This window comes from Nocardioides convexus (genome assembly GCF_011090295.1).
In genome coordinates, this window is the sequence record NZ_JAAMYA010000001.1 from 3213837 (window position 1) to 3239209 (window position 25373).

General features: G+C 71.1%; 29 protein-coding genes, 3 tRNA genes and 7 pseudogenes. 26 read left to right on the forward strand and 13 right to left on the reverse strand.

The window, feature by feature from the left end; all coding sequences use genetic code 11:
* Positions 1 to 22: 22 nt before the first annotated feature.
* The 4 genes and pseudogenes from G5V59_RS23995 to G5V59_RS24010 all read left to right on the forward strand — a co-directional run.
* A pseudogene (locus tag G5V59_RS23995) lies at positions 23 to 631 on the forward strand (aldo/keto reductase); the annotation flags it as partial.
* Between the two features lie 300 nt (positions 632 to 931).
* A pseudogene (gene serS, locus G5V59_RS24000) lies at positions 932 to 2215 on the forward strand (serine--tRNA ligase).
* A gap of 17 nt (positions 2216 to 2232) precedes the next feature.
* Positions 2233 to 3063 (forward strand): annotated as a pseudogene (locus G5V59_RS24005) (HAD family hydrolase).
* The gene (locus tag G5V59_RS24010; RefSeq protein ID WP_278258136.1) at positions 3060 to 3746 is read left to right on the forward strand and encodes a hypothetical protein; all 687 of its coding nucleotides are present in this window, start codon (positions 3060 to 3062) and stop codon (positions 3744 to 3746) included. The pseudogene G5V59_RS24005 and the gene G5V59_RS24010 overlap by 4 nt, the downstream one beginning before the upstream one ends.
* Before the next feature lie 55 nt (positions 3747 to 3801).
* Here the strand turns inward: G5V59_RS24010 and G5V59_RS37620 are convergent, their stop codons facing one another.
* The 4 genes and pseudogenes from G5V59_RS37620 to G5V59_RS24030 form a co-directional block, all read right to left on the reverse strand.
* Complete coding sequence (locus G5V59_RS37620; RefSeq protein ID WP_341351304.1) at positions 3802 to 4098, reverse strand: proteasome activator; 297 nt, start codon at positions 4096 to 4098, stop codon at positions 3802 to 3804.
* Positions 4070 to 4195: pseudogene (locus G5V59_RS24020) on the reverse strand (proteasome activator); the annotation flags it as partial. The pseudogene G5V59_RS24020 and the gene G5V59_RS37620, both read right to left, overlap by 29 nt.
* A 239-nt stretch (positions 4196 to 4434) precedes the next feature.
* A pseudogene (locus G5V59_RS24025) lies at positions 4435 to 5416 on the reverse strand (NAD(P)H-quinone oxidoreductase).
* A complete protein-coding gene (locus tag G5V59_RS24030) occupies positions 5379 to 6374 on the reverse strand; it encodes an NTP transferase domain-containing protein (RefSeq protein WP_278258137.1) in 996 nt (331 codons plus the stop codon). The pseudogene G5V59_RS24025 and the gene G5V59_RS24030 overlap by 38 nt, the downstream one beginning before the upstream one ends.
* Positions 6375 to 6476: 102 nt before the next feature.
* Between G5V59_RS24030 and G5V59_RS37625 the strand changes: the two genes are divergently transcribed.
* The 5 genes from G5V59_RS37625 (at position 6477) to G5V59_RS24060 (ending at position 9383) form a co-directional block, all read left to right on the forward strand.
* Positions 6477 to 8309 (forward strand): nitrilase-related carbon-nitrogen hydrolase, encoded by a 1833-nt coding sequence (locus G5V59_RS37625; RefSeq protein ID WP_341351023.1) that lies wholly within the window; start codon positions 6477 to 6479, stop codon positions 8307 to 8309.
* A 42-nt stretch (positions 8310 to 8351) separates the two neighbouring features.
* Complete coding sequence (locus tag G5V59_RS24045) at positions 8352 to 8561, forward strand: biotin/lipoyl-binding carrier protein (RefSeq protein WP_278260032.1); 210 nt, start codon at positions 8352 to 8354, stop codon at positions 8559 to 8561.
* Positions 8562 to 8612: 51 nt separating this feature from the next.
* Positions 8613 to 8697 (forward strand) — tRNA-Ser (locus G5V59_RS24050).
* 54 nt (positions 8698 to 8751) lie between these two features.
* A complete protein-coding gene (locus G5V59_RS24055; RefSeq protein WP_278258139.1) occupies positions 8752 to 9333 on the forward strand; it encodes a hypothetical protein in 582 nt (193 codons plus the stop codon).
* A tRNA-Ser gene (locus tag G5V59_RS24060) sits at positions 9293 to 9383 on the forward strand. Before G5V59_RS24055 ends, G5V59_RS24060 begins: the two co-directional genes overlap by 41 nt.
* Here G5V59_RS24060 and G5V59_RS24065 read toward each other — a convergent pair.
* Entirely contained in the window at positions 9346 to 10710 is a 1365-nt protein-coding gene (locus G5V59_RS24065; RefSeq protein WP_278258140.1) for a hypothetical protein, read from the reverse strand. The two genes, G5V59_RS24060 and G5V59_RS24065, sit on opposite strands and share 38 nt — an antisense overlap.
* A gap of 128 nt (positions 10711 to 10838) precedes the next feature.
* Between G5V59_RS24065 and G5V59_RS24070 the strand changes: the two genes are divergently transcribed.
* Positions 10839 to 10912 (forward strand) — tRNA-Arg (locus tag G5V59_RS24070).
* Between the two features lie 293 nt (positions 10913 to 11205).
* Here G5V59_RS24070 and G5V59_RS24075 read toward each other — a convergent pair.
* Positions 11206 to 11427 (reverse strand): hypothetical protein, encoded by a 222-nt coding sequence (locus G5V59_RS24075; protein ID WP_278258141.1) that lies wholly within the window; start codon positions 11425 to 11427, stop codon positions 11206 to 11208.
* 43 nt (positions 11428 to 11470) lie between these two features.
* Between G5V59_RS24075 and G5V59_RS24080 the strand changes: the two genes are divergently transcribed.
* The 15 genes and pseudogenes from G5V59_RS24080 to G5V59_RS24150 all read left to right on the forward strand — a co-directional run bounded on the left by G5V59_RS24080 (position 11471) and on the right by G5V59_RS24150 (position 19241).
* Positions 11471 to 11752, forward strand: a complete 282-nt coding sequence (locus tag G5V59_RS24080; protein WP_278258142.1) for a hypothetical protein — start codon at positions 11471 to 11473, stop codon at positions 11750 to 11752.
* A gap of 25 nt (positions 11753 to 11777) precedes the next feature.
* Complete coding sequence (locus G5V59_RS24085) at positions 11778 to 12635, forward strand: site-specific integrase (RefSeq protein WP_278258143.1); 858 nt, start codon at positions 11778 to 11780, stop codon at positions 12633 to 12635.
* Between the two features lie 52 nt (positions 12636 to 12687).
* Complete coding sequence (locus G5V59_RS24090) at positions 12688 to 13116, forward strand: helix-turn-helix transcriptional regulator (RefSeq protein WP_278258144.1); 429 nt, start codon at positions 12688 to 12690, stop codon at positions 13114 to 13116.
* Positions 13117 to 13532: 416 nt separating this feature from the next.
* Positions 13533 to 13781 (forward strand): annotated as a pseudogene (locus G5V59_RS24095) (SAF domain-containing protein); the annotation flags it as partial.
* A 30-nt stretch (positions 13782 to 13811) separates the two neighbouring features.
* On the forward strand, positions 13812 to 14105 hold the full coding sequence (locus G5V59_RS24100; RefSeq protein WP_278258145.1) for a hypothetical protein: 294 nt from the start codon (positions 13812 to 13814) through the stop codon (positions 14103 to 14105).
* A 3-nt stretch (positions 14106 to 14108) separates the two neighbouring features.
* Positions 14109 to 14558 carry a hypothetical protein gene (locus G5V59_RS24105; protein WP_278258146.1) on the forward strand — a complete coding sequence of 150 codons (450 nt, stop codon included), beginning with the start codon at positions 14109 to 14111 and terminating at the stop codon, positions 14556 to 14558.
* A gap of 94 nt (positions 14559 to 14652) precedes the next feature.
* Entirely contained in the window at positions 14653 to 14952 is a 300-nt protein-coding gene (locus G5V59_RS24110) for a hypothetical protein (protein WP_278258147.1), read from the forward strand.
* Complete coding sequence (locus tag G5V59_RS24115; protein ID WP_278258148.1) at positions 14949 to 16088, forward strand: ATPase, T2SS/T4P/T4SS family; 1140 nt, start codon at positions 14949 to 14951, stop codon at positions 16086 to 16088. Before G5V59_RS24110 ends, G5V59_RS24115 begins: the two co-directional genes overlap by 4 nt.
* Positions 16024 to 16374 carry an ATPase, T2SS/T4P/T4SS family gene (locus G5V59_RS24120; protein WP_278258149.1) on the forward strand — a complete coding sequence of 117 codons (351 nt, stop codon included), beginning with the start codon at positions 16024 to 16026 and terminating at the stop codon, positions 16372 to 16374. The genes G5V59_RS24115 and G5V59_RS24120 overlap by 65 nt, the downstream gene beginning before the upstream one ends.
* Complete coding sequence (locus G5V59_RS24125) at positions 16371 to 16643, forward strand: hypothetical protein (RefSeq protein WP_278258150.1); 273 nt, start codon at positions 16371 to 16373, stop codon at positions 16641 to 16643. Before G5V59_RS24120 ends, G5V59_RS24125 begins: the two co-directional genes overlap by 4 nt.
* Complete coding sequence (locus G5V59_RS24130; RefSeq protein ID WP_278258151.1) at positions 16640 to 17251, forward strand: hypothetical protein; 612 nt, start codon at positions 16640 to 16642, stop codon at positions 17249 to 17251. The genes G5V59_RS24125 and G5V59_RS24130 overlap by 4 nt, the downstream gene beginning before the upstream one ends.
* 16 nt (positions 17252 to 17267) lie before the next feature.
* Positions 17268 to 17576: a hypothetical protein gene (locus G5V59_RS24135; RefSeq protein WP_278258152.1), complete on the forward strand. Its 309-nt coding sequence runs from the start codon at positions 17268 to 17270 to the stop codon at positions 17574 to 17576.
* Complete coding sequence (locus G5V59_RS24140) at positions 17573 to 17902, forward strand: hypothetical protein (RefSeq protein ID WP_278258153.1); 330 nt, start codon at positions 17573 to 17575, stop codon at positions 17900 to 17902. The genes G5V59_RS24135 and G5V59_RS24140 overlap by 4 nt, the downstream gene beginning before the upstream one ends.
* The gene (locus G5V59_RS24145) at positions 17833 to 18600 is read left to right on the forward strand and encodes a hypothetical protein (RefSeq protein ID WP_278258154.1); all 768 of its coding nucleotides are present in this window, start codon (positions 17833 to 17835) and stop codon (positions 18598 to 18600) included. Before G5V59_RS24140 ends, G5V59_RS24145 begins: the two co-directional genes overlap by 70 nt.
* A gap of 503 nt (positions 18601 to 19103) precedes the next feature.
* Positions 19104 to 19241, forward strand: a complete 138-nt coding sequence (locus G5V59_RS24150) for a hypothetical protein (RefSeq protein WP_278260342.1) — start codon at positions 19104 to 19106, stop codon at positions 19239 to 19241.
* 5 nt (positions 19242 to 19246) lie between these two features.
* Here G5V59_RS24150 and G5V59_RS24155 read toward each other — a convergent pair whose 3' ends face one another.
* The 7 genes and pseudogenes from G5V59_RS24155 to G5V59_RS24185 all read right to left on the reverse strand — a co-directional run bounded on the left by G5V59_RS24155 (position 19247) and on the right by G5V59_RS24185 (position 24570).
* A complete protein-coding gene (locus G5V59_RS24155; RefSeq protein WP_278258155.1) occupies positions 19247 to 19675 on the reverse strand; it encodes a heavy metal-responsive transcriptional regulator in 429 nt (142 codons plus the stop codon).
* Complete coding sequence (locus tag G5V59_RS24160; RefSeq protein WP_341351305.1) at positions 19676 to 20098, reverse strand: HAD-IC family P-type ATPase; 423 nt, start codon at positions 20096 to 20098, stop codon at positions 19676 to 19678.
* Between the two features lie 77 nt (positions 20099 to 20175).
* A pseudogene (locus tag G5V59_RS24165) lies at positions 20176 to 21021 on the reverse strand (HAD-IC family P-type ATPase); the annotation flags it as partial.
* Entirely contained in the window at positions 20966 to 21826 is an 861-nt protein-coding gene (locus G5V59_RS24170) for a hypothetical protein (protein ID WP_278258156.1), read from the reverse strand. The gene G5V59_RS24170 and the pseudogene G5V59_RS24165, both read right to left, overlap by 56 nt.
* Positions 21827 to 22310: 484 nt before the next feature.
* A complete protein-coding gene (locus G5V59_RS24175; protein WP_278258157.1) occupies positions 22311 to 23399 on the reverse strand; it encodes a hypothetical protein in 1089 nt (362 codons plus the stop codon).
* Between the two features lie 384 nt (positions 23400 to 23783).
* Positions 23784 to 24119, reverse strand: coding sequence for a helix-turn-helix transcriptional regulator (locus tag G5V59_RS24180; RefSeq protein ID WP_278258158.1), 336 nt, complete (start codon positions 24117 to 24119; stop codon positions 23784 to 23786).
* Between the two features lie 7 nt (positions 24120 to 24126).
* Positions 24127 to 24570, reverse strand: coding sequence for a tyrosine-type recombinase/integrase (locus G5V59_RS24185; protein WP_278258159.1), 444 nt, complete (start codon positions 24568 to 24570; stop codon positions 24127 to 24129).
* Between G5V59_RS24185 and G5V59_RS24190 the strand changes: the two genes are divergently transcribed.
* Positions 24560 to 25348 carry a hypothetical protein gene (locus tag G5V59_RS24190; protein ID WP_278258160.1) on the forward strand — a complete coding sequence of 263 codons (789 nt, stop codon included), beginning with the start codon at positions 24560 to 24562 and terminating at the stop codon, positions 25346 to 25348. The two genes, G5V59_RS24185 and G5V59_RS24190, sit on opposite strands and share 11 nt — an antisense overlap.
* Positions 25349 to 25373: the final 25 nt, after the last annotated feature.

The following is a 25373-nucleotide window of genomic DNA, read 5'->3' on the forward strand; positions in this document are numbered from 1 at the left end:
GGGCTCCCGCCGCGCGGACGTCGTGGTCGCCACCAAGTTCGGCATGGACATGGGCGGCGCCAACGGCCCCGACTTCGGCGCCCGTGGCTCGCGCCGCTACGTCCGCACCGCCGTCGAGGCCTCGCTGCGCCGGCTCGGCACCGACTGGATCGACCTCTACCAGTTCCACACCCCCGACCCACAGACCCCGATCGAGGAGACCCTGGCCGCGCTCGACGACCTGGTCCGCGAGGGCAAGGTCCGCTACGTCGGCCACTCCAACCGCGCCGGCTGGCAGATCGCCGAGGCCGAGCACGTCGCCCGCGAGCTCGGCGCCGAGCGCTTCGTCTCCGCGCAGAACCACTACAACCTCACCGACCGCCGGGCCGAGCTGGAGGTGCTGCCCGCCTGCCGGGAGTACGGCATCGGCGTGCTGCCGTACTTCCCGCTCGCCAACGGCCTGCTCACCGGCAAGTACGCCTCCGGCTCCGCGCCCGAGGGCTCGCGGCTCTCGCACACCCGCCAGCACCTGCTCCAGGACGCGGTGTCGCCCACCCTGCAGGCCTACACCGCCTTCGCCCGCACCCGCGGGATCTCCGAGGTGACCGTCGCGATCGGCTGGCTGCTCGCTCAGGAGCCCGTCGCCTCGGTGATCGCCGGCGCGACCTCCGTCGAGCAGGTCGCAGCCAACGCCGCCGCGGACCAGTGGGTCCCGACCGCCGAGGACCTCGCGGAGCCTGGACGAGTCTGTTCCCCGCGCCCGAGCCGATCGCGCCGTTCTGAGGGTCCGATCGGGCTGCAGGAATCCCCGGTTAAGTGGGTATTCCTACGGTTCTTGACGGTTGCAACGGTCAAGAACCGTAGGAATCCCCCGGTACCCGGGGATTCCTGCAGCTCGCTCCACCCCAAACCGCCGCGCGAGTGCTCTACCCCGGCGGCTAGCCTGAGCGCCATGATCGACCCGCGCATCCTCCGTGACGAGCCCGACCGCATCCGCGCCTCGCAGGCCAAGCGCGGCGCGTCCGCGGACGTGGTGGACCGGGCGCTGGCGGCGGCCGACGCGCGTCGTACCGCCATCGCGGCCTTCGAGGAGAAGCGGGCCGCCCAGAAGTCGTTCGGCAAGCAGGTGGCCCAGGCCTCCGGTGCGGAGAAGCAGGCGCTCCTCGACCAGGTCAAGACGCTCTCGCAGGAGGTGAAGAGTGCCGAGGCCACCCAGGCCGCCGCCGAGGAGGACTGGGCCAACGCGCTCAAGGCGATCCCCAACGTCGTCTCCGAGGAGACCCCCGCGGGCGGCGAGGACGACTTCGTCGTGCTCGAGGAGGTCGGCACCCCGCGCGACTTCGCCGCGGAGGGCTTCGAGCCGCGCGACCACATCGAGCTCGGCCGGCTGCTCGGGGCCATCGACCTCGAGCGCGGTGCCAAGGTGAGCGGCAGCCGCTTCTACTTCCTCACCGGGGTGGGCGCCCAGCCTGGAGCCTGGCCCTGGTCAACCTCGCCATGGAGCAGGCCCGCAACGCCGGTTTCACCCAGGTGATCGCGCCGTCGCTGGTGCGCACGGAGGCGATGGAGGGCACCGGGTACCTCGACCAGGGCGGCGGCGAGGACATCTACCGCATCGAGGGCGAGGACCTCTACCTCGTGGGCACGTCCGAGGTGCCGATGGCGGCGTACCACTCGCAGGAGATCCTCGACGGCGCCTCGCTCCCGCGCCGCTACGCCTCCTTCAGCCCGTGCTTCCGCAAGGAGGCCGGCTCGCACGGCAAGGACACCAAGGGGATCATCCGGGTCCACTGGTTCGACAAGGTCGAGATGTTCGTCTACACCACGCTCGAGGACGCCGAGGCCGAGCACCGGCGGCTGCTGGCGTGGGAGAAGGAGTTCCTCGACAAGCCGGAGCTCGCCTACCGCGTCGTCGACATCGCCGCCGGCGACCTCGGCGGCAGCGCGATCCGCAAGTTCGACTGCGAGGCGTGGATCCCGACCCAGGGCAAGTACCGCGAGACTCACGTCGACCTCCAACTGCACCGACTTCCAGACCCGGCGCCTGGACACGCGCGTCCGGGTGGGCGACAAGACCGGCCCGCTGGCCACCCTCAACGGCACGCTCACCGCCATCACCCGTGCGATCGTCGCGATCCTGGAGACCCACCAGCAGGAGGACGGCTCGGTCCGCGTCCCGCTGGCGCTGCGGCCCTACCTCGGCGGCCTCGAGGTGCTGGAGCCGGTCGCGCGATGAGCGAGTGGCAGCCGCGCCTGGTCGCGCTCGACATCGACGGCACCCTGCTCCGCTGGGTCGCCGGGCTCGGGATGAGCCACGAGGAGGTCACACCCGCGGTCCACGACGCCGTACGACGGGTGCTCGACAGCGGCGCCCACGTCGTCCTCTCCTCGGGCCGTGCCCCGCACAACATGACCGAGGTCGCTGACATGCTGGACCTGCACGGTCACGGCGAGCGGCTGTGGATCGTCGCGGCCAACGGCGCGGTGGTGCTGCGGTACCCGCCCGCGGAGGTCGTCCACGAGATCACCTTCGACGCGGCGCCCGCCGTGGCCGCCGTGCTGCAGCAGCACCCCGAGGCGCTGGTCGCGGTCGAGGAGCGCGGCATCGGCTACCGGGTCTCCGCGCCCTTCCCCGACGGCGAGCCTGGGGGGTGAGTCCATCGTCGCCGCCGTGGAGGACATGGTCTCCGAGCCGGTCAGCCGCGTGATCATCCGCGACCCGAAGGCGACGGCGGAGGACTTCGTGAAGCTTCGCCTCGAGCCTGGGCCTGCACGGCACCGACTACGTCGTGGGCTGGACCGCCTGGCTCGACCTGGCGCCGGTCGGCGTCTCCAAGGCCTCCGGGCTGGAGTACGTCGCCCAGCAGGCTCGGCGTCGACCGGGCCGACGTGCTCGCGATCGGCGACGGGCGCAACGACATCGAGATGCTGCAGTGGGCCGGGCGCGGGGTCGCGATGGGCCGGGCCGTCGACGAGGTCAAGGACGCGGCCGACGACGTGACCGTCTCCGTCGACGAGGACGGCGCGGCCGTCGAGCTCGGCCGCTGGTTCCCGGCCGCCGGATCTGGTGGGATGGACGCGTGACGCCCGCTCCCCGTCGTCTCCTCCCGGCCGCCCCGCTGGCCGCGCTGGCCGCTGCCTTCCTGCTGCCAGTGGGCTCCGCGGGCGCCGTACCGCCTCCGGTGACGTGTGGCCGGCTCGACCTCACCGACGCGGCCGCGGTCGTCGCGAACGCCCAGGGCACCGAGGACGTCTTCATCGGCCGGGTCGTCCGCATCGACAGCGGCCCGACCGCCGGCGGCGGCTCCACGGCCCCGGCCGCCACCGCGACCGCCACCGGAACTCCGACGCCCGGCGCGGGCCGGACCGTGCGCCACGAGGTCCTCGTCGAGGACGCCCTCACCGGAGACCTGCACCCGGGCGAGCCGGTGCGCGTGGTGTTCTCCGCGGTCGGCGGGAAGCAGACCCAGCCTGCGCCTCAACGCCAGCCTACGTCTTCTTCACCACCGGCACCGCGGCCACCCTGCGGGCCGACGGCTGCGACGGCTACGTCTCGGCCCGCGGCCTCACCGCCACCACCGTCGACGCCCTCCGCGACGCCCTTGCACCGGACGACGAGCCGGTCGAGGCGAAGTCTGTCGGCGCCCTCGGGCGGGTCCGACGGCGCCCCGGGTCTGGGCCGCGTGGTCGCGCCGGGGGCGGCCGTGGGCCTGGTCGGCATCCTCGGGCTGGTGCTGCTCTCCCGCGTCGGCCGTCGGAAGCCCTAGCGGCAGCCCGAGCCGGCAGCGTGGCGGGAGGCGCCAGAAGCACGCTCGGGCGGTTCTAGAGGTACATGCCTCCGGAGCGCGGCTCGTCGGCCTGCTCGGTGGGCGGGCCCGGCTGCGGCTGACCGGGCACTCCCGGTGCGCCCATCGGCATGCCCTGCGGCAGCGCCCGGCGGATCTGCTCGAACTGCGCCCGTGCCGCCATCTGCTGGGCGTAGATCGCGGTCTGGATGCCGTGGAAGAGCCCCTCCAGCCAGCCGACCAGGCTGGGCCTGGGCGATGCGCAGGCTCGGACTCCGAGGGCGTCGCCTCCTCCGAGAAGGGCAGCGAGAGCCGCTCCAGGCTCCTCGACCAGGCTCCGGGGCGAGGCCCTGCTCGAGCTCGGCGATGGAGGAGCGGTGGATCGCGGCGAGCCGGTTGCGGCTGGCCTCGTCGAGCGGCGCGGCCTTCACCTCCTCGAGCAGGCTGGCGGATCATGCTGCCGATCCGCATCACCTTCGCCGGCTGCTCGACCAGGTCGGTCAGCGCGCGCTCGCCGTCGTCGTCGCCGTCGTCGTCGGCCACCTCGCCCTGCTGGACCGCGGAGGCGGGGACCGTGCCGATCGGCTGTCCGTCCGGGCCCACGACCACGATCTGCTCTTCCCCGCTCTCGGTCATGCCGTCCAACCTAGCCAACCGACCCCACGCCCGGTCAGGGGGTGAGCAGCACCTTGCCGACGTTGTCGCCGGACTCGATCAGCCGGTGGGCGTCGCCCACCTCGTCCAGCGGGAGCACGGCGGACACGACCGGCGTCACCGAGCCGTCGGCCACCAGCGGCCACACGTGCTCGACCACCGAGGCGCAGATCCGGGCCTTGCCGTCGAGCGGGCGCGAGCGCAGCGCGGTCGCGATCACGGCGCCCCGCTTGGAGAGCAGGCTGGCCGATGTTCAGACTCGGCCTTCGACCCGCCCTGCATGCCGATGATGACGAGCCGGCCCTCGTCCGCGAGGACCTCGACGTTGCGGCCGAGGTACTTCGCGCCCATGTTGTCGAGCACGACGTCCGCACCGCGCCCCCCGGTGGCCTCGCGCAGCACCTCGACGAAGTCCTCGTCGCGATAGGTCGATCGCGCGCTCCGCACCGAGCTCGCGGCAGCGCTCCGGCTTGTCGGCGCTGCCCGCGGTCGCGAACACCCGGGCCCCGGACCTCGCCGCGAGTCTGGATCGCGAAGGTGCCGATGCCACCCGCGCCGCCGTGCACCAGGAAGGCCTCGTCGGGACGCAGCCCGGCGACCATGAAGACGTTGGACCACACCGTGCACGCGACCTCCGGCAGCGCGGCCGCGGTGACCAGGTCGACACCGTCGGGCACGGGCATCACCTGCCCGACGGGGACGACCACCTGCTCGGCGTACCCCCCTCCGGCGAGCAGGGCGCACACCCGGTCGCCCTCGGCCCAGCCCTCGACGCCGTCGCCGACGGCTGCGATCGTGCCGCTGCACTCCAGCCCGATCACCTCCGAGGCGCCGGGCGGGGGCGGGTAGAACCCCTGGCGCTGCAGCAGGTCGGCCCGGTTGACCGCGGTGGCCGCCACCTGGACGAGCACCTCACCGGGACCCGGCTCCGGGTCCGGCAGGTCGGTGACGACGAGGGTCTCAGGGCCTCCGGGGCTGGTCTGGGTGACAGCGCGCATGCGGCCAGTCTGCCGGGACCGGCCGCCTCAGACCAGCGAGTCGGCGTCCTCGTAGTCGCCGTCGGCCAGGCTCCTCGAACTCGACGTCGTCCTCCTCCGCGGACGACGCACCGGCGGGCCGGTCCCACGACTCGGCGAGGGCCTGCGCCTTCGCGGCGAGCTTCTCCACCGCCTCGGGATCTGCGTCCTGCTCGGCCGCGGCGAAGCCCAGCAGGAAGGCGGTCACGGGTCCGGCTGCGGGGTGCACGTTGTCGTGCGTGATCCCGGCGAGGTCCACCAGCAGGCCCTCGTCGGCCTCGGCCTCGATGTCGAGGACGTCGCACAACTCGTCGATCCAGTCGTGGAGGTTCACCCACCCAGAGTGATCCACCCGGACCGGGCCTGGCAAGGGCCTGGAGCCACGCCCTAGCGGCTCTCCGGCTCCGAGGCCAGGTCGCGCAGGTCGCTCCAGGTGTCGATGTCGCGTGCCTCCGCGCCCAGGGACGGCACGTCGACCAGGTCCAGCGGCTCCAGCAGCGCCCGGACCGCCTGTCCGTGCTGGGCCTCCCGGTCCGGTCGTACGGCGTCCAGGCGCGCCGTCTCGACGACGAACGCCAGCCTGCCGCCGGCCCTCGCGGGTCAGCACCGCGCCCTCGTGCCCGACCGCGGCCTCGTGCAGGCGCCGGAAGGTCGAGGACGTCAGGTGCGGCATGTCCACGGCGAGCACCGCGAGGGTCGGGAACCGGCGCAGCAGCGAGTCCCGGCCGGTCAGCAGGCCCGCCACCGGGCCCCCGTGCCGGGGATCCTCGAGCACGAAGGTCACCGGCCGCTCGGTGGGAACCTGGTGGCCCACGACGACGACCTCGCCGGCGTCGACGACCGCATCCAGGGCACGCTCCAGCAGCGAGCGTCCGCCGAGCTCGATGCTCGCCTTGTCGGCGCCGCCCAGGCGTGAGGCCTGGCCGCCAGCGAGGATCACGGCGGCGAATCCGGACAGTCCCAGGCTCGATCACGCCGACCAGTGTCCCAACTCCCCGCCTAGGCTGGGGGCGTGACCGCAGAAACGCTCCGGATCGCCTTGGTGCAGGCGGCCTCGGGTCTCGACCCGGCGGCCAACCGGGCCGCGCTCACCGACCTCACGGCGGAGCACGGCCCCGGCACCGACCTGCTCGTCTTCCCCGAGGCCTTCGCCCGCGACTTCGGCGAGGCCGGCTCCGACGTGAGTGCCTACGCCGAGCCGCTGGACGGGCCCTTCCCGACGGCCGCGCTGGCCGCCGCCACCGGGGTCGGTACGACGGTCGTGGCCGGCATGTTCGAGCAGGGCCCCGCCCCGGAGCGGCCCTACAACACCCTCGTCGTGCGCGGGGGTGCCGAGGCGTCGTACCGGAAGGTCCATCTCTACGACTCCTTCGGCCACCGCGAGTCCGACCGGCTCACCGCGGGGCCGGCCGAGCCGACCCTGGTGGAGGTCAGCGGCTGGAAGGTCGGCCTGATGACCTGCTACGACCTGCGCTTCCCCGAGCTCGCGCGCGCCCTAGTCGACCGCGGCGCGGAGTCTGCTGTTGCTGCCGGCGGCCTGGGTGGCGGGGCCGCGCAAGGTCGAGCACTGGCGCACCCTGCTCACCGCGCGGGCCATCGAGAACACCGTCTACGTCGCCGCGGCCGGCCAGCCCGCACCCCGCTACTGCGGGCACTCGCTGGTCGTCGACCCGTTCGGCGACGTGCTCGTGGAGGCCGGGCCCGGCGACCTGGATGCCGCGGAGGTGATCCGCGCCACCGCCGACCGCTCCACGCTGGAGGAGGCCCGCCGGGTCAATCCGTCGCTCTCGAACCGCCGTCTGTAGGCTGCCTCCCCGTGCCCCGCCCCTCCCGATCGTCCTCCCGAGCCTCGCTCGAGGAGCGGCTCGGCCGGCTCGGCACCTCACGTGTGCCGGGCGCCGTCGGTGCGGTGCTGGTCGTGCTCGGGACCGCCGCGCTGGTCGCGGCCATGGTCCCGGTGGGCCCGGACTGGCTCGGTGTCACCGGCTCGCTGGTGGTCGCGACGACGTACACCTCGGCGCTGGCGGCACGCACCGGCGGCCGGCCCTTCGTCTTCGGCGCGCTGGCCCTGCTCTGCGGCCTGGTCGCCGTCCTCAGCGACCAGGACCTGCTGCTGACGGGTGCCGCCGTGAGCACCTCCGCGCTCGCCGCCGTGCTCGGCGTGATGATCACCGTGCCGGCCACCGGCTTCCTCGCCTCCGTCCGCGAGTGCGTGGTCGCCCTGGTCTGTGCCGGCATCGGCGCCCTCGCGACGGTGGGCTTCGAACCGGCGATCCAGAAGGAGCGCTTCGAGTACGTCGGCCTGGGGCTCGCGCTCCTCGGCGCGCTCGTCCTCGTCTACCGCCTCGGCGCGGGCCTGCACGGCCTGGGCCGACGCGGGCTGGCCATGGTGGCCGTGGGCGGCGTGGTGCTGATGGCGACCCTGCTCTACGCCGAGGCGCTGCGCCGCTACGGCTCCACCGGCCTCGTCGACGAGTCTGCTGTCGTGGGTGCGCTGGAGCCGGGACACCCTGGGTGCCTTCCCGCGCCCGGTCGAGACCGTGCTCGGCGTCCCCGCCCCGGCCTACGGCGTGCACATGCGCGCCCGTCGCCGGCAGGGCTGGTGGGTGTGCGCCTTCGGCGTGGCCGCGACCTCTTCCACCGCAACCGCGCTCGCCAACCCCGCGGTGAGCCTCACCGAGGCCACCCTGTCGGTGGTCTACGGCCTGGTCGTGGGCCTGGTCCTCGGCTGGCTCCTCATCCGGCTGGACCTGGCGCTCACCGGCAACCGCGGGCGGCGCAGTCGGGTGGCGGAGCAGGCGGCCGCCGTACGGCCCGAACCGGGTCGGTTCGCGCCCCTGCTGTGAGGCCCGCCGTTTCGGGTACTCCCCGGTAACGCCTAGCGTCGTCCCCATGGCCCGGGTGACGACGTCAGAGCCTGGTTGCGGAGATGGTCGCCAACGTCCTCCGGGTGGAGGTCGCGGAGGGCGCCACGGTCGCTCCGGGGGACACGGTGGTGCTCCTGGAGTCGATGAAGATGGAGATCCCGGTGATCGCCGAGACCGGCGGCGTGGTCAGCGCCGTCAAGGTCGAGGCCGGCGACGTCGTCCAGGAGGGCGACGTGCTGGTGCAGATCACCCTCGGCTGAGCCCTCTAGACTCGGGGCCGACCGCGTCGGTGCCTGGCGCCGCGCGGGCCAGGAGGGGTGCCGGAGTGGCCGATCGGAACCGCCTTGAAAGCGGTCGTAGGGAGACCTACCGCGGGTTCGAATCCCGCCCCCTCTGCGCTGGGCACACGGCGACTTGGGCGGACCCGCGGGGCTCCAGGACAATGCGTCCATGAGCAGCCCGCACGCCCCGTCGGTGACCGACTACCGGCTGGCACCCCCGGTGATGGCGCGCCTGGTCGGCGCCTACCTCGTGGTGCTGGCGCTCCTCCTGCTCGCCGCCACCGTGGCCGCGGTGGCGCTCGACCTGAACGCCGACCTGCTCGTCGTCGTGCTCGCCCTCGGTGTGCTCGGGCTCATCGGGCTGGCCTGGTGGCTGCGCAGCCGCCCGGTCGTCGTCCGCCTCACCGAGGCGGGCTACCAGGTGCGGATGATCCGCGTCGCCGGTGTCACCGAGGCCCGCTGGAGCGAGGTCGAGGACGCCGTGGCCGCCTCCCCGCGCGACATCGAGTGCCTGGTCCTGCGGCTACGGGACGGACGGTCCACGACGATCCCCGTCCAGGCTGGTGGCCGCCGACAAGGACGACCTCGCCCGCGACGTCCGCGACCACCTGCGGCGTGCCGCCCGCTGAGCGGGCCACCCGATTGGGTGCCGCGCGCCGGTCCTTGTAACCTTGCCCCGCTGGCCGGTCCCTCGCGGGCCGGGAAGCGGAGGAGGCGTCGCCTAGTCTGGTCTATGGCGCCCGCCTGCTAAGCGGGTTTGGGGCTACAACCCCATCGAGGGTTCAAATCCCTCCGCCTCCGCCGACAGCACGAGACCCCCGGGAGACCTCTCGGGGGTCTCGCTCGTCAACGAGCGTTGTCCGGCGTAGTCTCGTATCGGTTCTGATAAGTCAGGGTCGCTCCTTGCCGTCCGCTCGGCGATGGTCCACGCTGAGGTGTCGGAGGGTTGTATCCAGATCGCGCCGTGATCCGGCGGACAAGGAGACAGAAAAATGAAGAAGGTCGTGCGCCGGCTCGGTTTCGGCACCATCGCCCTCATCGCGACGCTGGGCGTCGTCGCGCTCCCGTCGGCCGCCCAGGCCGACAGCAGCCTGGGGCTTCCGCATCCACCCGACCGCACAGCGCTGAGCCGCGGCTGACCGAGCCCTGCCTGTGGGTCAGGGCTCGTCGTCGTCGCGCCCGGCGATGCCCAGGCTGGCCCATGACGTAGCCCAGCCTGGAAGCGGGTCTCGGCCTCGTACTCCTCCTTGGAACCGGCCACGTAGCCGGCGTACGTCCGCGGGCTGACGCCCAGCCGCTTGGCGCTGCCTGCGTCCGGGTGCCCCTCGATGAGCATCCGGATCGTCATGGCACGCTGCTCGGAGGCGATCTCCTTCATCACGCTGCGCCCGGTGCTGTCGAAGGCACGGCCGCGGGCGAAGGCCCGGTCGAAGACGTCGACCAGGTAGGCCACCATCGCCGGCTCCTTGACGACGACCGCCGTCGCCAGGCTGTCCGCCGCGGGGATGACAGCGATCCGGCGGTCGATCACGATCATCCGGTTGAAGAACTCGTCGAGCGTGCGCACCTGCGCGCCGTGCTCGGTCACCTGCGCGACGAAGCGGTGGGTGGCGGGGTGGCGCCGCGCGCTGTGCTGGTAGAGCGTCCGCATCGACACGCCACGCTTGAGCGCGGCGATGTCGCGGACCGCCGCCTCGGCCACCACCTTGGCGGTGCGCTCCGGCGCCTGGGGCTGGGCGGTGAGCAGGCTCCTCCCGGGCCTCGCCGATGATCGTGGTGAGGTACGGGTTGATGGCCTCGCGGTGCAGGTAGAGGAACGGTCCCGCTTCGGTCGCCGCGGGGGAGCGGCGCCAGGCTCTGCGCGATCGAGGCGAAGGCGTTCGACCACCGCGCGGACTCCTCGATCAGCCGGGCGCCCTCGGTGCCCAGCGGGGTCACCACGCGCGACTGCGCGTTGCTCGGCTCGATCGGGCGCCACGTCGTACGGGCGTCGTCGAGTCTGGAGCAGACCGAGCTCCACGAGCAGGTCGAACGCCCGCCGGGTGGGCGCCCCCTCGGCGATCCGCGGGTCGTCCGAGGACATGCCGCCCTCGACGAGGAGCCTGCTCGTACAGGCCGGTCGCCTCACGCTCGAAGAGCCTCCCTGTCCTCGGGGCGATATCCGGTCATGGAGCAATGCTTCCACACTGCCGGGCCGCGCTGATTCGGCATCGGGCCCTTGGCTCGGCTATTCTCAACCGGTCGCTCCGGCGACGGGCGCCTGTAAGCTCAACGGATAGAGCATCTGACTACGGATCAGAAGGTTTGGGGTTCGAATCCCTACAGGCGCGCAGATCGGATACACCGCATGACCTGCGCAAACAGGTTGAGAGGCCCACTTCCCGCACCGGGAGGTGGGCCTTCTCCGTCTCAGAAACCGGCTCAAAACGCTCCGCGCCCCTCGCGTCGCCCCACGTCGGCTCAGGTCGCGTCCCCCTTCGACGTCCCCCCGGAATCGGACTGCGTCCCCCCACGTCCCCCCGCTCTGGTGATCGCACCCGGAGCGGAACCGCACCTAGGTGCCACATGGAGACCTTCACCCACCCCAGCACCCTGACCACGACCGCAGCCGACACCCTGCTGCTCACCCTCGACGAGGCTGCCCGCCAGCCTGCGTTGCGCTCGGCGCAGCGTCGAACGCCACATTGCCAGTCACCGGCTCCGCGTCGTCCACCTCGGCCGCTCCGTGCGCGTCGAACGCCGCGAGCTCGAGCGCTTCATCGCCCAGATGCGCGACGTCGGGAATGCCGATGCAGAGGCGCGCGATGAGTAGACCGCGCAAGCCCGTCGAGCAGACGACCTCCACCACCTACCGCGGCGCTGACGGCCAGTGGCACGCCCGCGTAACGATGGGCCGCCGACCCGACGGCACCACCGAGCGCAAGCACGTCCAGCGCCGTACCAAAGCCGAACTGCGCGATGCCGTCCGCGACCTCGAACGCCGCCGCGACGCCGGAACCTACGTCTGGACCCAGGACGACGTCACCCTCGGACAATGGCTCGAGCACTGGCTCGAGTCCGTGCTCCCGATGAGCGCCCGCTGGAAGACGCTCTCCACCTACCGCAGCCAGATGCGCGTTCACGTCGTCCCCGCCCTCGGTCGATGGCGACTCAGCGAGCCTACGCCCTGAGCACCTCGAGGAGCACTACCGCAAGATGCAGAGCGAGGGCCACTCCACCCACGTCATCCGAGCCGTCCACCGCGTCCTGCGGTCCTCGCTCAACGAGGCCGTACGCCGCCGCCGACTCGCCACCAACCCTGCTCTCGTCGCCCGCCCACCCCGTGCGAAGGAAGTCGAGATCGAACCGCTCTCAATCGAGGAGAGTCGACGCGTCCTCGCGGCCGCCCAGTCCTCGGCCCACCCTGCCCGCTGGTCCATGGCCCTATCTCTCGGACTTCGCCAAGGCGAAGCGCTCGGCCTGCTGTGGAGCGACGTCGACCTCGAAGACGGCGTCCTTCGCGTCAGGCGATCCGCCCAACGACACACCTGGCAGCACGGCTGCGAACTCGTCGACGGACAACCGGCTTGCGGGCACAAGCGCGGCGCCGAATGCGACCGTAGAACCGGCGGCGGCCTCGTCCTGGTCGAGCCCAAGACTAAGGCCTCCAAGCGCACCATCGTCCTACCCCAGCCCCTCATTGACGAACTGCGGACCCATCGCGCGACAGTCAACCGACGCCGCCTCGCCGCGGGCGAGGGCTGGGACACCACCCACGACCTCGTCTTCCCCGCAGCAGCCGGCGGTCTCGTCGACCCGGCCCGCGACAACGCCGAATGGAACCGCCTGATCGAGGCCGCAGGCGTGCGTGACGTCCGCCTGCACGACGCCCGCCACACCGCTGCGACCCTGCTACTTCTTCAGAACGTCGACATACGCACAGTCATGTCGATCATGGGCTGGACCGAGATGGCCACCGCGCAGCGTTACACACACGCGGTCGACGAACTCCGACGTCGAGCAGCAAGCCAGATGGGCGCCCTGCTGTGGGACGAGCGGCTCGGCCAACTGTGACCCCGTAGCGACATCACCCAGAGCCGACCCAACGCGCTAGTGTTCGCACGCGATGGTATCCGGTGTCGACCCTGCAGCGCTGCGTGCCGCTCGGGAGAGCGCAGGCCTCACCCAGCACGAGTTGGCGCGAGTCGTAGGTGCCGCGGGCGGGGAGCGGATCTCTCGCTGGGAGCTTGGTACCTCCGTTCCACGGCCCGACTTCCTGGTCAAGCTCGCGAAGGCACTCGACATCCCAACACTCCGGCTCATCCACCTCGACGGAGAAGTCGCCGACCTCAAGGCCCTACGGCTTCAAGCCGGCCTCACCGTGTCCGCCCTGGCCGCTGCCACGAATGTGGCAATGCCGACCTACTACGCCTGGGAGCAGGGACGCTGGACACGTCGCCCCGGCCCCGACACGCTCGAACCCATGGCCCGTGCCCTCGGCGAGCCGATCGATGCCGTTGCCGCAGCCTTCGATGAAGGCTCGGCGGCAACGTAGACAGAACGAAGGCTGATCAACAGGCCTCTCGGCGCAATCCACAGGTCTGAGTTCATTACGCCACAAGGCGTCGATCTGTGTTCCCATTGTCCCACGGGAGCGCGACGCCCATTCCCATCGGGGGAGTGGCGACGCTGTCGTATCCAGTCAGGACTCGGGCAATGACACCTCGGATTCCGCCACCTGTGGACAACAGAATTCTCGATAAAACTGCACTAGTCTCTTCTTATGGAGATTGGAGCGGGGTGATCGCTCAAGTTCCTCTCCGCACATAGGTGATCGAGGACGAGAGGACTCGGGATTCATGTCACTAGACACCACTCACACAGCGCCGGACGGGTCGTTCCGGCCAGCCTAGCAACAACACTCACAGCGCGCCCGCCACTGCCCGCATCAGACGTCGACGCCGACCGTGGATATTCGCTCTTTGCGCGGCTCTCGTCGCGGCCGGAGCCGTTGGCAGCGCGTTCGCCTTTACCTCGGTCAACGACACCCAAGAGGTCCTCGTCGTCAGGAACGACGTCAACCGCGGCGAGACCATCGAGCCCGGCGACCTCGCCGTCGTACGGGTAAGTGTCGACCCCGCGCTGACCCCGGTCCCCGGCAGCCAGAAGGCCGAGCTCGAGGGCAGCCGCGCCGCGGTCGACCTGTGGGCCGGCACCCTGCTCACCGAGGAAGCCGTCACCGACAACCTGGTGCCGGGGGAGGGGGAGTCCCTGGTGGGCATCAGCCTCACTCCCGCCCAGATGCCCTCGGAGTCGCTCTACGGCGGCGACGTCGTCCGAATCGTCACCACGCCCGGTGACCAGGGCGAGGTCACCGACAAGGAGCCGGTCACCATCGAGGCCACCGTCGTTGGTGTTAGCCGGGTCGGAGAGACGGGGGAGAGCGTCATCGACGTCTCGGTGCCCGAGGCCGAAGCCGCCGACCTGGCTGCCCGTGCCGCCACCGGACGGGTCGCACTCGTCCTGGACGCACGGGAGCGCTGAGGAATGGCGCTGATCGTCCTGGCCTCCGCGAGCGGTTCGCCCGGCGTCTCCACCACGGCGCTCGGGCTCACCCTCAACTGGCACCGGCCCGTGCTCCTGGTCGACGCTGACCCGACCGGATCCTCCTCGGTCTTCGCCGGCTACTTCCACGGCACCCAACAGCCGACCGGCGGCCTGATCAACCTCGCCCTCTCCCTGCGCGAGGGGACGCTAGCCGACGCGCTGCCCCGCGAGACACTGCTGCTCGACCCCGAGGCCCCGGCCGAGCGCTCCGCCTGGTTCCTGCCCGGCATCCGCGCCCACGAGCAGGCCCCCCAGCCTGCTGCCCCTATGGGATCCGCTCACCGAGCAGCCTGCGCGCACTGGAACGCAACGGCCAGGACGTCATCGTCGACGCCGGCCGCCTCGGACTCGCCGGCTGGCCCCAGCCGCTCATCGCCGCCTCCGACCTGACCCTGCTCGTCACCCGCAGGCTCGCTGCCGGCCCTGGCCGGCGCCACCAGCCTGGGCCAAGACCCTGCGGTCCCAATTCGCCGCGGTGGGAGGCATGTCGCGCCTCGGAGTCCTCCTCGTCGACGAGGAGCGCCGCTGGCCCGCAGCGCCCACCGGCGCCCGCGTCCGGCCCTACACCGCACGCCACATCGCCAAGGCCCTGCAGATCCCCGTCGTCTCCTCCGCCGACTGGGAGCCCGAGGCGGCCGAGGTCTACTCCCACGGCGCCCGCAAGCCCCGCAAGTTCGAGTCCTCCGGGCTGCTGCGCGGCTACCGCGCCAGCGCCGCGGCCATCCAGTCCATCCTCGGCGCCAACCAGGCCGCCCTCGCTCCCACGAACGGAGGCCACGCATGAGCACCAACGGACACCACCCCGACACCTCGGGGACCAACGGCCGCGACCCGCTGCGCGCCGACGAGTGGCTCGAGGCCCGCCACGCCGCGACCCGCGAGCAGACCTCGCCCTTCGCCCGCGGCCGCGCCACCAACGGCACACCGCCGCCCCCGCCGCCGGTCGTCGAGGACCACGACCCCACCACGCTCCCGATCTTCGCCGGCGCCTGGACCAGCCAAGGCGAGGGCCAGCCTGCCCGGCCGCGCCCGCTCCGAGTTCAGCCTGCGCCCGCTTGTGGCGCCCGCGGAGGACTACATCCACGGCGCGGATGGCGAGGTCGAGCCTGGACTGGGAGCCTGATCGCGCAGTACCGCGCCGAGATCTCGTCGCGACTGACCGCCCGGCTCGACAAGGAAGGTGGCCGGGTCACAGAGGAAGACCGCGAGCAGATGGGCCTCGACGTCATCGAGGAGCCTCATCAAGTCCGAGGCCGAGACACTGGTCTCCACCGGCCGTCCGCCATGGACGACCGGCCAGGAGAAGGCACTCAAGTCCGCCCTCCACGCCGCCCTGTTCGGACTCGGCCGCCTGCAGCCCCTCGTAGAGCGCGAGGACGTCGAGAACATCATCGTCATCGCCCGCGGCCCGGTCTGCTCGGTATGGCTCGAGCCGACCGACGGCACCTTGGTCGAAGTCTGCCCCGATCGCCGACTCCGAGGACGAGTCTGCGCGAGTTCCTCTCCGACCTCGGCGCCCGGCAGAACCGCCCCTTCACCGAGGCACGTCCGCACCTGGATCTGCGGCTGCCTGGGGGAGCGCGGCTCGCGGCCGGCTCCTGGGTGATGGCCTACACCTCGGTCGTGATCCGGCGCCACGGCATGCGCGAGGTGTCGATGGACGAGATGGTCTACGACCGTAAGGCCTGCAGCCCGGTCCTGGCTGACTTCGCCGCCGCCTGCGTGCGCGCCGGCAAGAGCATCGTCGTCTCCGGGGTCCAAGGCAGCGGGAAGACCACCTGGGTCCGCGCCCTCGCTTCGTGCATCCCGCCCTGGGAGATGATCGGCACCTTCGAGACCGAGTTCGAGTCTGCACTTGCACGAGCTCGTCGACCGGCACAAGATCGTCCATGCCTGGGAGCACCGCCCCGGATCCGGTGAGGTCGGCATCGACGGCCGCCAGGCCGGTGAGTTCAGCCTCGAGGAGGCCATCCACCACTCCTTCCGGTTCAACCTCGCCCGCCAGATCGTCGGCGAGGTCCGCGGCCCGGAGGTCTGGAACATGCTCAAGGCCATGGAGTCCGGCCCGGGCTCGATCAGCACCACCCACGCTCGCAGCGCCGTGCACACCATCGAGAAGCTCGTTTCCTGCGCCATGGAGAAGGGCCCCCAGGTCACCCGCGAGCCTGGCCATCAGCAAGCCTGGCCGCCGCGATCGACATCGTGATCTACCTGCGCTCGGAGGTCATCCCCAACCCCGACGGCACCTTCCGCAAGCAGCGCTGGGTCGAGGAGGTCCTGGTCGTCCAGCCCAGCATCGACGCAGCCCGGGGCTACGCCACCACCCCGATCTTCGCCCCCAACCAGGCTCGGCCAGGCCGTCGCGACCGGCAAGGCTCGACAACTTCCTTGCTCAGGAGCCTGGCCCGCCACGGGTTCGACCTCGAGGCGTACAAGGCCGAATCCCTGGCCAACCCGGGGGTGGCCACCTCATGACCGCCGCGTTCCTGCCCGCCGTCTTCGGCGCCCTCATCGTCATCGGCCTGATCGGGATGGTCTACGCGATGATCCCCGCGCCGCCCAAGCCGCCACGGCCCGCACGGACCACCACGCCATTCGGCCGCCTGGGCAGCCTGGTTCGTCCGGCTCGACCGGCGCACCCGGATGCTGATGGTCGGCGGCGCAGTGGCCGGCCTCCTGGTCGCGTTGGTGACCGGCTGGGTGATCGCTATCGTGCTCGTCCCGGCCGCGATCGTCGGTATCCCGCTGCTGCTCACGCCCCCGCCGGCGGCCGCCAGCATCGAGAAGCTCGAGGCGCTCGAGGAGTGGACCCGGTCGCTATCCGGCAAAGCCTGACCGCCGGCCAGTCCCTGCGCTCGGCGCTCATCAAGTCCCTGCAGTCCGCTCCGGCGCCGATCGAGCGCGAGGTCGGGCTGATGGTCTCCCGGTTGTGGAACAACACCGCCACCACCGAGGACGTGCTCCGCGCCTTCGCCGAGGACCTCAACGACTCCACCGGCGACGTCGTGGCCAGCCAGCCTGATCCTCGCCGCCAGCGGCCGCGGCCAGGCCGGTCTGTCCAAGGCCCTCGACGCACTCGCTGAGACTGTCGCCTCCGACGTGCGCGCCCGCCGCCAGATCGCCGCCGACCAGGCCAAGCCCCGCACCACCGCCCGCACCGTCACCGTGATCACCCTCGGCGTGCTCGGCATGCTCGCCTTCACCGGCGACTACATCGAGCCCTACGGCAGCCCGCTGGGCCAGGTCATCCTTGCCGTCCTGCTCTCGGCCTACGTGGCCACCCTGCTGTGGATGCGCCGGATGGCCGTCGCCAAGCCACTCCCGCGGTTCCTCGACCTCCAGGCCCGCAACGCGCACCACGCTTCCCAGCGCTCGGTGCCGGGCGAGAAGGAAGGAGGGTTCGCGTGACAGGCCTGCAGATCGCGCTCGCCAGCGGCAGCCTCATCGGGCTGGCTCTCGCCCTGCTCGTATGGCGTCTCGCGCCGTCGGACCCCGACCTGGTCGACGCCCTGGACCGTCTCTCACCTGACCATGTCGTGCCCCGCCGCGGCGCCCACGACCTCGAGACCGCCGGCACCGACACGGGGTCGGCCGTCGACCGGATCGGCCTGTGGGCGATGAAGAACCTGCCCGGTGGTGCCTGGGCACACACCCCCGCAAGGACTTGGCGCTCCTGCAGATCAGCGAGACCCGGTTCTACGGCGAGAAGGTCGTCTGGGCGATGCTGGGGCTGATCATGCCGCCGCTGCTGGCCGGGTTCTTCACGCTGATCGGGCTCCCGCTCCCGTTCGCGATCCCCACGCTCGGGTCGCTGGCCCTGGCCGCCCTGTTCTGGTTCATGCCCAACTACAACGCCGCCGACGACGCCAAGAAGGCCCGCATCGAGTTCAACCGAGCCCTGGGCGCCTACATCGACATGGTCGCCACCGGCGTCCGCGACGGCTCCAGCGGCCAGCAGGCGCTGCGCCAGGCGGCCGAGGTCGGCGACACCTGGGTCTTCAAGCGGATCGAGAGTGAGCCTGCGCCGCGCCCGCTACATGACCCGCGCCCCCTGGGACTCCCTGCACGGTCTGGCCGACGAGCTCGGCGTCCCCGAGCCTGGACGACCTGGCCGACATCATGCAGCAGTCCGGCCAGGACGGAGCCCAGATCTACAACAACCTCCGAGCCCGCGCAGCCGCACTCCGCTCGGCGATGCTCAGCGCCGAGATCGGCAAGGCCAACGCGACCTCCGAGCGCATGTACATCCCCGCCAGCCTGCTGGGCGTCGTCTTCATGGCGATCCTCGTCGCCCCCTCGACGCTCCGCTTCACCACCTGACCGACCTAACACCGACCCCAAGAACCCGGGTCCCCAGACCGCAACACCCGAACAGGAAGGAAGAACCCCGATGTTGAAGGCTCTTCATCGCCCTCCAGGCTGGCGGCGCTGACCACGCTCGCCTCCCTCGAGGACCGCGTCACCAGGCAGCGCGACGAGCGCGGCTCCGTCACGATCGAGCAGGTCATCTGGGCCGGCGCCGTGATCGTCATCGTCGGCATCGTCGTCGCGGCCATCAAGTTCTTCGTGACCAGCGAGTCCGCCAAGATCAAGTAGCCGGGATCGATCTCGCCATGTTCGCCAGCCTCCGCCGCCGCAGCCAAGACGAGCGCGGGTCAGTGACCATCCAGATGGTCTTCCTGATGCCCGCGCTCTTCCTGCTGATGTTCCTTGGCCTCCAGGGCGCCCTGTACTACCACGCGAAGCAGGTAGGCTCTCGCGGCCGCGCAAGAGGGCGCCCGCGAGGCAGGCAGCGAGACCGGCACCCGCGACGCCGGTGTGGCCACGGCGAACACGTTCCTCCAGGACGCCGGCGGATCCGACGTGATGACCTCCACCACCGTCTCCGGATCACGGACCACGACCACCGCCACGATCACCGTCACCGGCACGTCCATGAGCGTGATCCCCGGCTGGCACGTCACCGTCACCCAGAGCGCCAGCGTCCCGGTCGAAAGGCTGACCGAACCCTCCCGTGAGTTCGCGATTTCTGAAGGGTCGTCGGCCGCGAACTCGGGGAGCGAGGAGCCGTGAGGAGCCTAGGTGTGTGCTTGGGTTCGGGAACTGGCGGATGGTTGCCAGGTTCCTGGTGTCGGGTCTGGGCAGTCGGGTCCGACGCGCTGGAGCATGCCGGCGAGTTCGGCGCGCAGTGTTGTGAGGCGGTCGATCTCGGTGTCGAGGTCGTCGATGTGGCGTGCCAGGAGAGGTCCGGCGGGTTCGCAGGGGCAGGCTCCGGTGTCTCGTACGGAGAGCAGGTCGCCGATCTCCCCGAGGCTGAGGCCGAGGCGTTGGCAGCCCTGGATGAATCGCAGCCGGTCGGTGGTGTCTTCGGGCCAGCGGCGGTGGGCGCCGCTGGTGCGGGCGGCGGTGGGAAGCAGGCCGATGCGTTCGTAGTAGCGGATGGTGTCCGGGCGCACGCCGACTCGTTGGGCGAGTGCGGAGACGGTCAAGCCGGTGGTGGTGGTCATCTATGCCTCCTTGCGGCGCAGCAGGCGCAGGCCGTTGGCGATGATGAGCAGGGCGGTGCCCTCGTTGAGGATGATGCCCTGGGTGAGGTTGAAGGCGCCGGCCATCGCGGCGGCCACCAGTGCGGTGATGACGGCCAGCGAGAGCACGATGTTCTGGGTGATGTTGGCGCGGGCGCGGCGAGCCAGGCGGATCGCGGCCGGGAGCCGGGTCAGGTCGTCGGCCATGAGTGCGACATCGGCGGTTTCGAGGGCGACGTCGGTGCTGGCGGCGCCCATGGCGATGGCGACGTGTGCGTTGGCCATCGCGGGGGCGTCGTTGACGCCGTCGCCGACCATCGCGATCGTGCCGTGCTGGCGCAGGGCTTGGACTTGGCTGGTCTTGCCGTCGGGCAGCAGAGCGGCGTGGACCTGGTCGATGCCCAGCCTGGGTGGCGACCGCCTCGGCGACGCGGGGGTTGTCGCCGGTGAGCATGACGGTGCGGGCGATGCCCAGTTGCCTCAGCCTGGGTCAGTGCGGCGATGGCCTCGGGGCGCAGTTGGTCGGCGACGCCGAGTACGCCGATCAGGGTGTTGTCGCGGTATACGCCGACCGGGGTCAGGCCCTGCCCCTCGATCGCTTCGAGCACTGGGGCGGTCGGTGGGTCATCGGTCGCGGCTTCTCGGATCCGGCCGACGTGGACGGTGTGGCCGTCGATGGTGGCGTGGGCTCCGATGCCTGGGATCGTGCTCGCCTCGCGAGCCTGTGGAAGGGCCAGACGGCGCTTCTGGGCGGCGTCGACGATGGCGGTGGCGATGGGGTGGGTGGAGTTGGCCTCGACGGCCGCGGCCAGGGTGAGGACGTCCTGCTCGGTGTGCCCTACGAGGGCGTGGATTGCGGTCAGTGCGGGTCGTCCGGCGGTCAGGGTGCCGGTCTTGTCGAAGGCGATGGTGTCGAGGCGGGCCAGTTGCTCCAGGTGGGCGCCGCCTTTGATGAGGATGCCGTCCCGGGCGCCGCGGGCGATGGCGGTCACCACGGTGACGGGCACGGAGATAACCAGGGCGCAGGAGCAGGAGACGGTGAGGATGACCAGCGCCCGGTAGACGGCCTCGGTGAAGGTCAGACCGGTAAGTGGGCCCAGGAGGGCGACGGCGGCGGCCAGGGCGAACATGGCGGGGGTGTAGATCGCGCCGAAGCGTTCGGCGAAGCGCTGCGCGCGGCCGCGACTTGCTTGTGCCTCCTCGACCTGACGGATGACTCGGGGCAGGACGGTGTCGGTGTAGGCGGTGGTGACCTTGATCCGCAGGAGTCCGTCACCGTTGAGGGTGCCGCCGTAAACGGCCGCGCCGGTGGTGGTTTCGACCGGCATGGACTCGCCGGTGACCGCGGAGGCATCGACCCAGGAGCCTGCCGTCCTCGACCTGGCCGTCGGTGGGGATGCGCTGGTGGGGCCGGACCAGCACCACGTCGCCGAGGTTCAGGTCTTGGACCGGCGTGGGGACGCTGGCGCCGTCGTCGCGCACTCGTTCGGCGACCGGTGGGGTGAGGGCCATCAGGGCGCGGATCGAGCCGCGTGCCCGGTCGGCCGCGTAGGACTCCAGGACCTCGCCGAGGGAGAAGATGACCACGAGCTCGGCGGCTTCCTCGACCCTGCCGAGGGCGAGTGCGCCGATGGTCGCTGCGACCAGCAGGACGCCGATCGAGAGCCGCCGCGACCGGAGCACGCTGAGCGCCTCACGGACCGGGTAGATGCCGCCGATGCCGATCGCGGCGACGAACAGTGCGAGTGCGGCGGGCTCGGCGCCGATGGCGTGCTCGACGACGAGACCGGTGGCGACCAGGGCGGTGGCTGCGGCCAGGGCGATCAGCGCGGGCCGCTTCCACCACGGTGTCGAGGCGAGTGGCGCCGAGGGGCGGCTGGTGTCTTGTCGCTGCAGGGTCAGGCCCGACCCGGCCGCTGCGCGCAGGAACACGTCGTCATCCAGCGTCGGGTCGGCGTCCACGGCGATCACTCCGGTGGCCTCGAGCAGGCGCACCTCGCTGGCGCCGGGCACCTGGCGCAGCGCCGCCAGGTCGCCGGAGCAGTCCACGCACCCGGCGAGCACCAAGTACCGGCGCTGGGTGGGTTCGTCGGTGGTAGTGGCGGCCAGGGTCTGGTCCGGGGCCGTGCTCATGCGGGTCACCGCCTGTTCTTCGTGGGTCACAGGCACCAGCGTAGAACTTGGAGTCGACTCCAGTTTCAACCCCGGTGGGGGTCAATATGACCGACGTCACATGGATGACCCCTGGGGGTTCACAACCCATGGGGTTCGGTGGGGTCCTCGGGGTCCGGGGTGGGCAGGTAGCGCAGGGCTCCTTCGACGGTGAGGCCGAACAGGTCGCAGATGCGGCGGACGTCGCCGTCGGTGGCCCGGGCCTCGTGCAGAATCCGGTCTTCTCGCAGGACGTGGATGGGGATCCCGGTGGCCAGGGTGAGCCACCGGCCGCCGACCGGCGTGGTCCGGGTGGAGTTGCGGTGGTTGAGGAAGACGTGCGGGTTGCCGGTGGTGGGCCAGTGCTTGTTGCGGTGGTCGAGCCAGGCGTTGATCCGGACTCGGACGGGTTCGGCAAGCAGGATGCTTCGCCGGCCGAGTCGGAGCCGGCCGTCGGCGAGGTCGCTCAGCCTGCATGTTGCGCAGGCTCGCCGGCGCGCAGTCCGTGGAAGGTGGCCAGTGCGGTCAGGGCGGCGCAGGCGGGGTCGGGCGAGAGCAGCGATGTGCGGATCTTCTCGGCGTGCGCGGGCAGGGGGTCGCGTCGTTCGTGGCTGCCGGTCTGGATCCGGGCGATGGGGTTGACGAACAGGACCTTGCGGGCCTTGAGCAGGGTGAGGATGGAGCGGAGCCCTGCGCCCATGGTGGAGCGCGGGTTGCCCGAGGCCGGGAGTACGGCGCGGACGTCGCTGCTGGTGATCTCGCGCAGCGAGTGGTGGCCCTGTTCGGCCCACGTGGTCAGGGCGGGCATCGCCCAGCGCAGGTAGAGCCGGATGGTCTGCTGGTCACGGGGCTTGCGTCGTGGCGGTGTCGTCGAGCCGTTGATCATCACCTCGAACCACTCGCGGACCTCGGCGCGCATCGGGTCGGGGAGGTCGGCGATGGTGGCCTCGACGTAGGCGTGGATGGCGGGTTGCCGGTCGTCGAGCATGACGCCGGCGGCGGTGGCGACGTCGATGACGGGAAGGGCGGTCAAGCCGATCTCCTGGAGCCGGATGGCGTCGGAGGCCAGCAGCGTCGTGCCGGGGGTGTCTTGCATGAGCTTGCAGGATGCGCATCGCGCGTTGGGTTCGGTGGATGGTGGACTTGGGCCAGCCGTGGCGGCGGGCATGGTCGAGGACCGCGGCGTCGAGGAAGGCCGCCATCTGCTCGTGCGGTGGGGCCGGCAGCTTGTTCGCTGGTGAGCAGCCCGCGCTGCTGGGCGCGGGTCGTCCAGGTGGTGAGGTCGCGGGGCATGTCGAAGAGTGCGAGTTGGATGTGTTCGACCGGGTAGAACGCGATGGTGCCGAACCTGTCGGCCCGGTGCTGGTGGAGGTTGCGCGGGTTGGGCTTGTCGACCCGGCGGACGTTGCCCCAGCGGATCCTGGTGGGCTGCCAGGGCATGTTGGCGAAGTAGAGCTTGCTGACCGCCGGCGTTGGCCTCCTCGACGGTGGCACCCAGGGTGATGCTCATCTGCCGGTCGCACAGGTTGCAGACCTGGTCGGGGTTGATCGCCATGTCGAGGCGATGACAGATCCGGCAGGTTCCCTTGGGGAGCCGGGCGCGCCAGCTGTGGCAGCGCCAGCACAACCACTTGTACTTGCGGATCACGCCCCAGGCGTGGCAGTCGCGACAGGCTCTCGAGGCGCTGCGGCGCCGCGGGATGGCATCGGGTGCACAGGCCTTGGGAGTAGTACTCCACCCGCAGAGCGACGCCGGGCAGGTTCCCGCCCGGCGCCCAGTCGCCGTTGGTGCCGGCGTTGCAGCGTGTGCACGCCGGTGGCGGGAATGGGCCGCCGGGCAGGCACTGGTAGCAGTAGTCGACGCGCGGTCGGGTCCAGGCGGCTGGACGTTGCCGGCAGGTGATGCAGGGCTTCGGCTTGCCGGGTTTTGCTCCATCGCTCACTCAGGGGGCCGTGTCCGGTTGCGTCCCAGCCGCGGTTGGACGGTGGGGCTGGTCGTGCTGGCGCCACCTGGCTCGTCGCCGGTAGCGGTCTTGGCGGCTCGGAGGGCGGCGACCTTGGCGGGTTCGCGGATCAAGAGCTTGGAGGGCTCGCAGTCCAAGACGTCGCAGATCACGTCGAGGTCCTCGAGCCGGATCGTGGTCGGCGTGCCGGTCCACAGGGCCGACATCTTCCCCGCGGAGATCTCGAGTCCCGCGTCGGCGAGCCTGCGACGTAACTCGGTGGACTTCCAGATGCCACGTTCGGCGGCGGCCATGCGCAGGTTCCACTGCATCGGATCCTCACTCCTTCTTCGGGTCGGAGGCCAACTCGGAGGTCAGGTCGAATCGGGCGGTGAGGCGTTGGTTGGCGTCGTCCCAGGCCCGCTCGATGTGGTCGGCGTAGACGTGCACATAGGTAGTCGTGGTCTTGAGCCAGACGTGACCCAGGAGGTCCTGGACGGCCTTGAGCGCCATCCCGCGGTGGTAGAGCGAGGTCGCGCAGTAGTGGCGCAGGACGTGCGGGGTCAGGCGCTGCTCCCAAGCCGGCAGCCAGCGTCCGGCCGCGCGGGTCAAGCCCGAGCGGAGGGCATCGTCGCCGACCCGGGTCGGCCGGCCGGTGATCGGGTCGTATCGCTCGCTGGGCAGCAGCGGCGCATCCGGGTCGTTCCAGTCGTCGCCGAACTGGTGGCGCACGTCGGTCAGCCACCAGTGGAGCAGCCCGTCGACCCCGTTGATGCCCGGCACCAGCCGGGTCTTCGGCCCGCGGCCGCGCGATCCCTTGCCGAACCGGACGTGGAGCTTTGCCGTGGTCGCCGAGATCGGGACGCCAGTCACGCAGGTCCAGCATGCGCGACTCGTTGAGCCGAAGCCCGACCCGACGCCACAGCGAGGCGGCCAGGAAGTCCCGCGCCGCAGTCAGGTACTTGCGCTGATCGACGAGCGTGTCGGCCCAGCAGCCGAACAGGTGGTCGATCTCCTCATCGCTCGGCGGCACCCGTACCGCCTGGGTCCAGGTGCTCGCCGGACGGTTGAACTCATCGACCGGCTGGGCCACCACCATGCCGGTCAGGGCATGAATGTCGCCTTGGTAACGGGCGATCATGAACTCGAAGAACCGCGCTACCGAGCCGGCCTTGCCTTCCACTGTGGACCGGGTCAGCCCGCGGTCGCGGCGCAGCCAGGTCAGGTACCGGTCCACGTCCGCGCCGCCGGCGACCCAGATGGGTTGTCCGAGGAGGCGGGCGAACTCGATGACCGCCGAACGCTCGGCGTCGATGTAACCGTCCGTCAGGCCGGCACCGACCATCGCCAGCGCGTGCTGGTCGACAATCTCCTGCTCGAACACCTCCGCATCGGCGGCAGACGCCAGTCGCCGCGGCGAGTCGAGCGAACGCACGACCGCCAGAGTCATGCGCGGTCCTTGGGATCACGAATCCACATCACACGTCATAGATATCAGATTCTGTTCAGGAATCCTGAAATCATCTCAAGTATTCGCGGGGGTGTCGCATGCGCCCGATGACCAGCATCAAAGGCCACGTGAGGAG

Excerpts from the sequence above, each read along its gene's own strand:
- G5V59_RS24175 (WP_278258157.1), bottom strand. The coding sequence starts at position 23,399 with ATGGCGATCAACCCCGACCAGGTCTGCAACCTGTGCGACCGGCAGATG.
- G5V59_RS24130 (WP_278258151.1), top strand. The coding sequence starts at position 16,640 with ATGACCGCCGCGTTCCTGCCCGCCGTCTTCGGCGCCCTCATCGTCATC.
- G5V59_RS24110 (WP_278258147.1), top strand. The coding sequence starts at position 14,653 with ATGTCGCGCCTCGGAGTCCTCCTCGTCGACGAGGAGCGCCGCTGGCCC.
- G5V59_RS24080 (WP_278258142.1), top strand. The coding sequence starts at position 11,471 with ATGGGCCGCCGACCCGACGGCACCACCGAGCGCAAGCACGTCCAGCGC.
- G5V59_RS24105 (WP_278258146.1), top strand. The coding sequence starts at position 14,109 with ATGGCGCTGATCGTCCTGGCCTCCGCGAGCGGTTCGCCCGGCGTCTCC.
- G5V59_RS24155 (WP_278258155.1), bottom strand. The coding sequence starts at position 19,675 with ATGACCACCACCACCGGCTTGACCGTCTCCGCACTCGCCCAACGAGTC.
- G5V59_RS24090 (WP_278258144.1), top strand. The coding sequence starts at position 12,688 with ATGGTATCCGGTGTCGACCCTGCAGCGCTGCGTGCCGCTCGGGAGAGC.
- G5V59_RS24115 (WP_278258148.1), top strand. The coding sequence starts at position 14,949 with ATGAGCACCAACGGACACCACCCCGACACCTCGGGGACCAACGGCCGC.
- G5V59_RS24150 (WP_278260342.1), top strand. The coding sequence starts at position 19,104 with ATGAGCGTGATCCCCGGCTGGCACGTCACCGTCACCCAGAGCGCCAGC.
- G5V59_RS24085 (WP_278258143.1), top strand. The coding sequence starts at position 11,778 with ATGCAGAGCGAGGGCCACTCCACCCACGTCATCCGAGCCGTCCACCGC.
- G5V59_RS24055 (WP_278258139.1), top strand. The coding sequence starts at position 8,752 with ATGAGCAGCCCGCACGCCCCGTCGGTGACCGACTACCGGCTGGCACCC.
- G5V59_RS24180 (WP_278258158.1), bottom strand. The coding sequence starts at position 24,119 with ATGCAGTGGAACCTGCGCATGGCCGCCGCCGAACGTGGCATCTGGAAG.
- G5V59_RS24190 (WP_278258160.1), top strand. The coding sequence starts at position 24,560 with ATGCCCGGCACCAGCCGGGTCTTCGGCCCGCGGCCGCGCGATCCCTTG.
- G5V59_RS24170 (WP_278258156.1), bottom strand. The coding sequence starts at position 21,826 with ATGAGCACGGCCCCGGACCAGACCCTGGCCGCCACTACCACCGACGAA.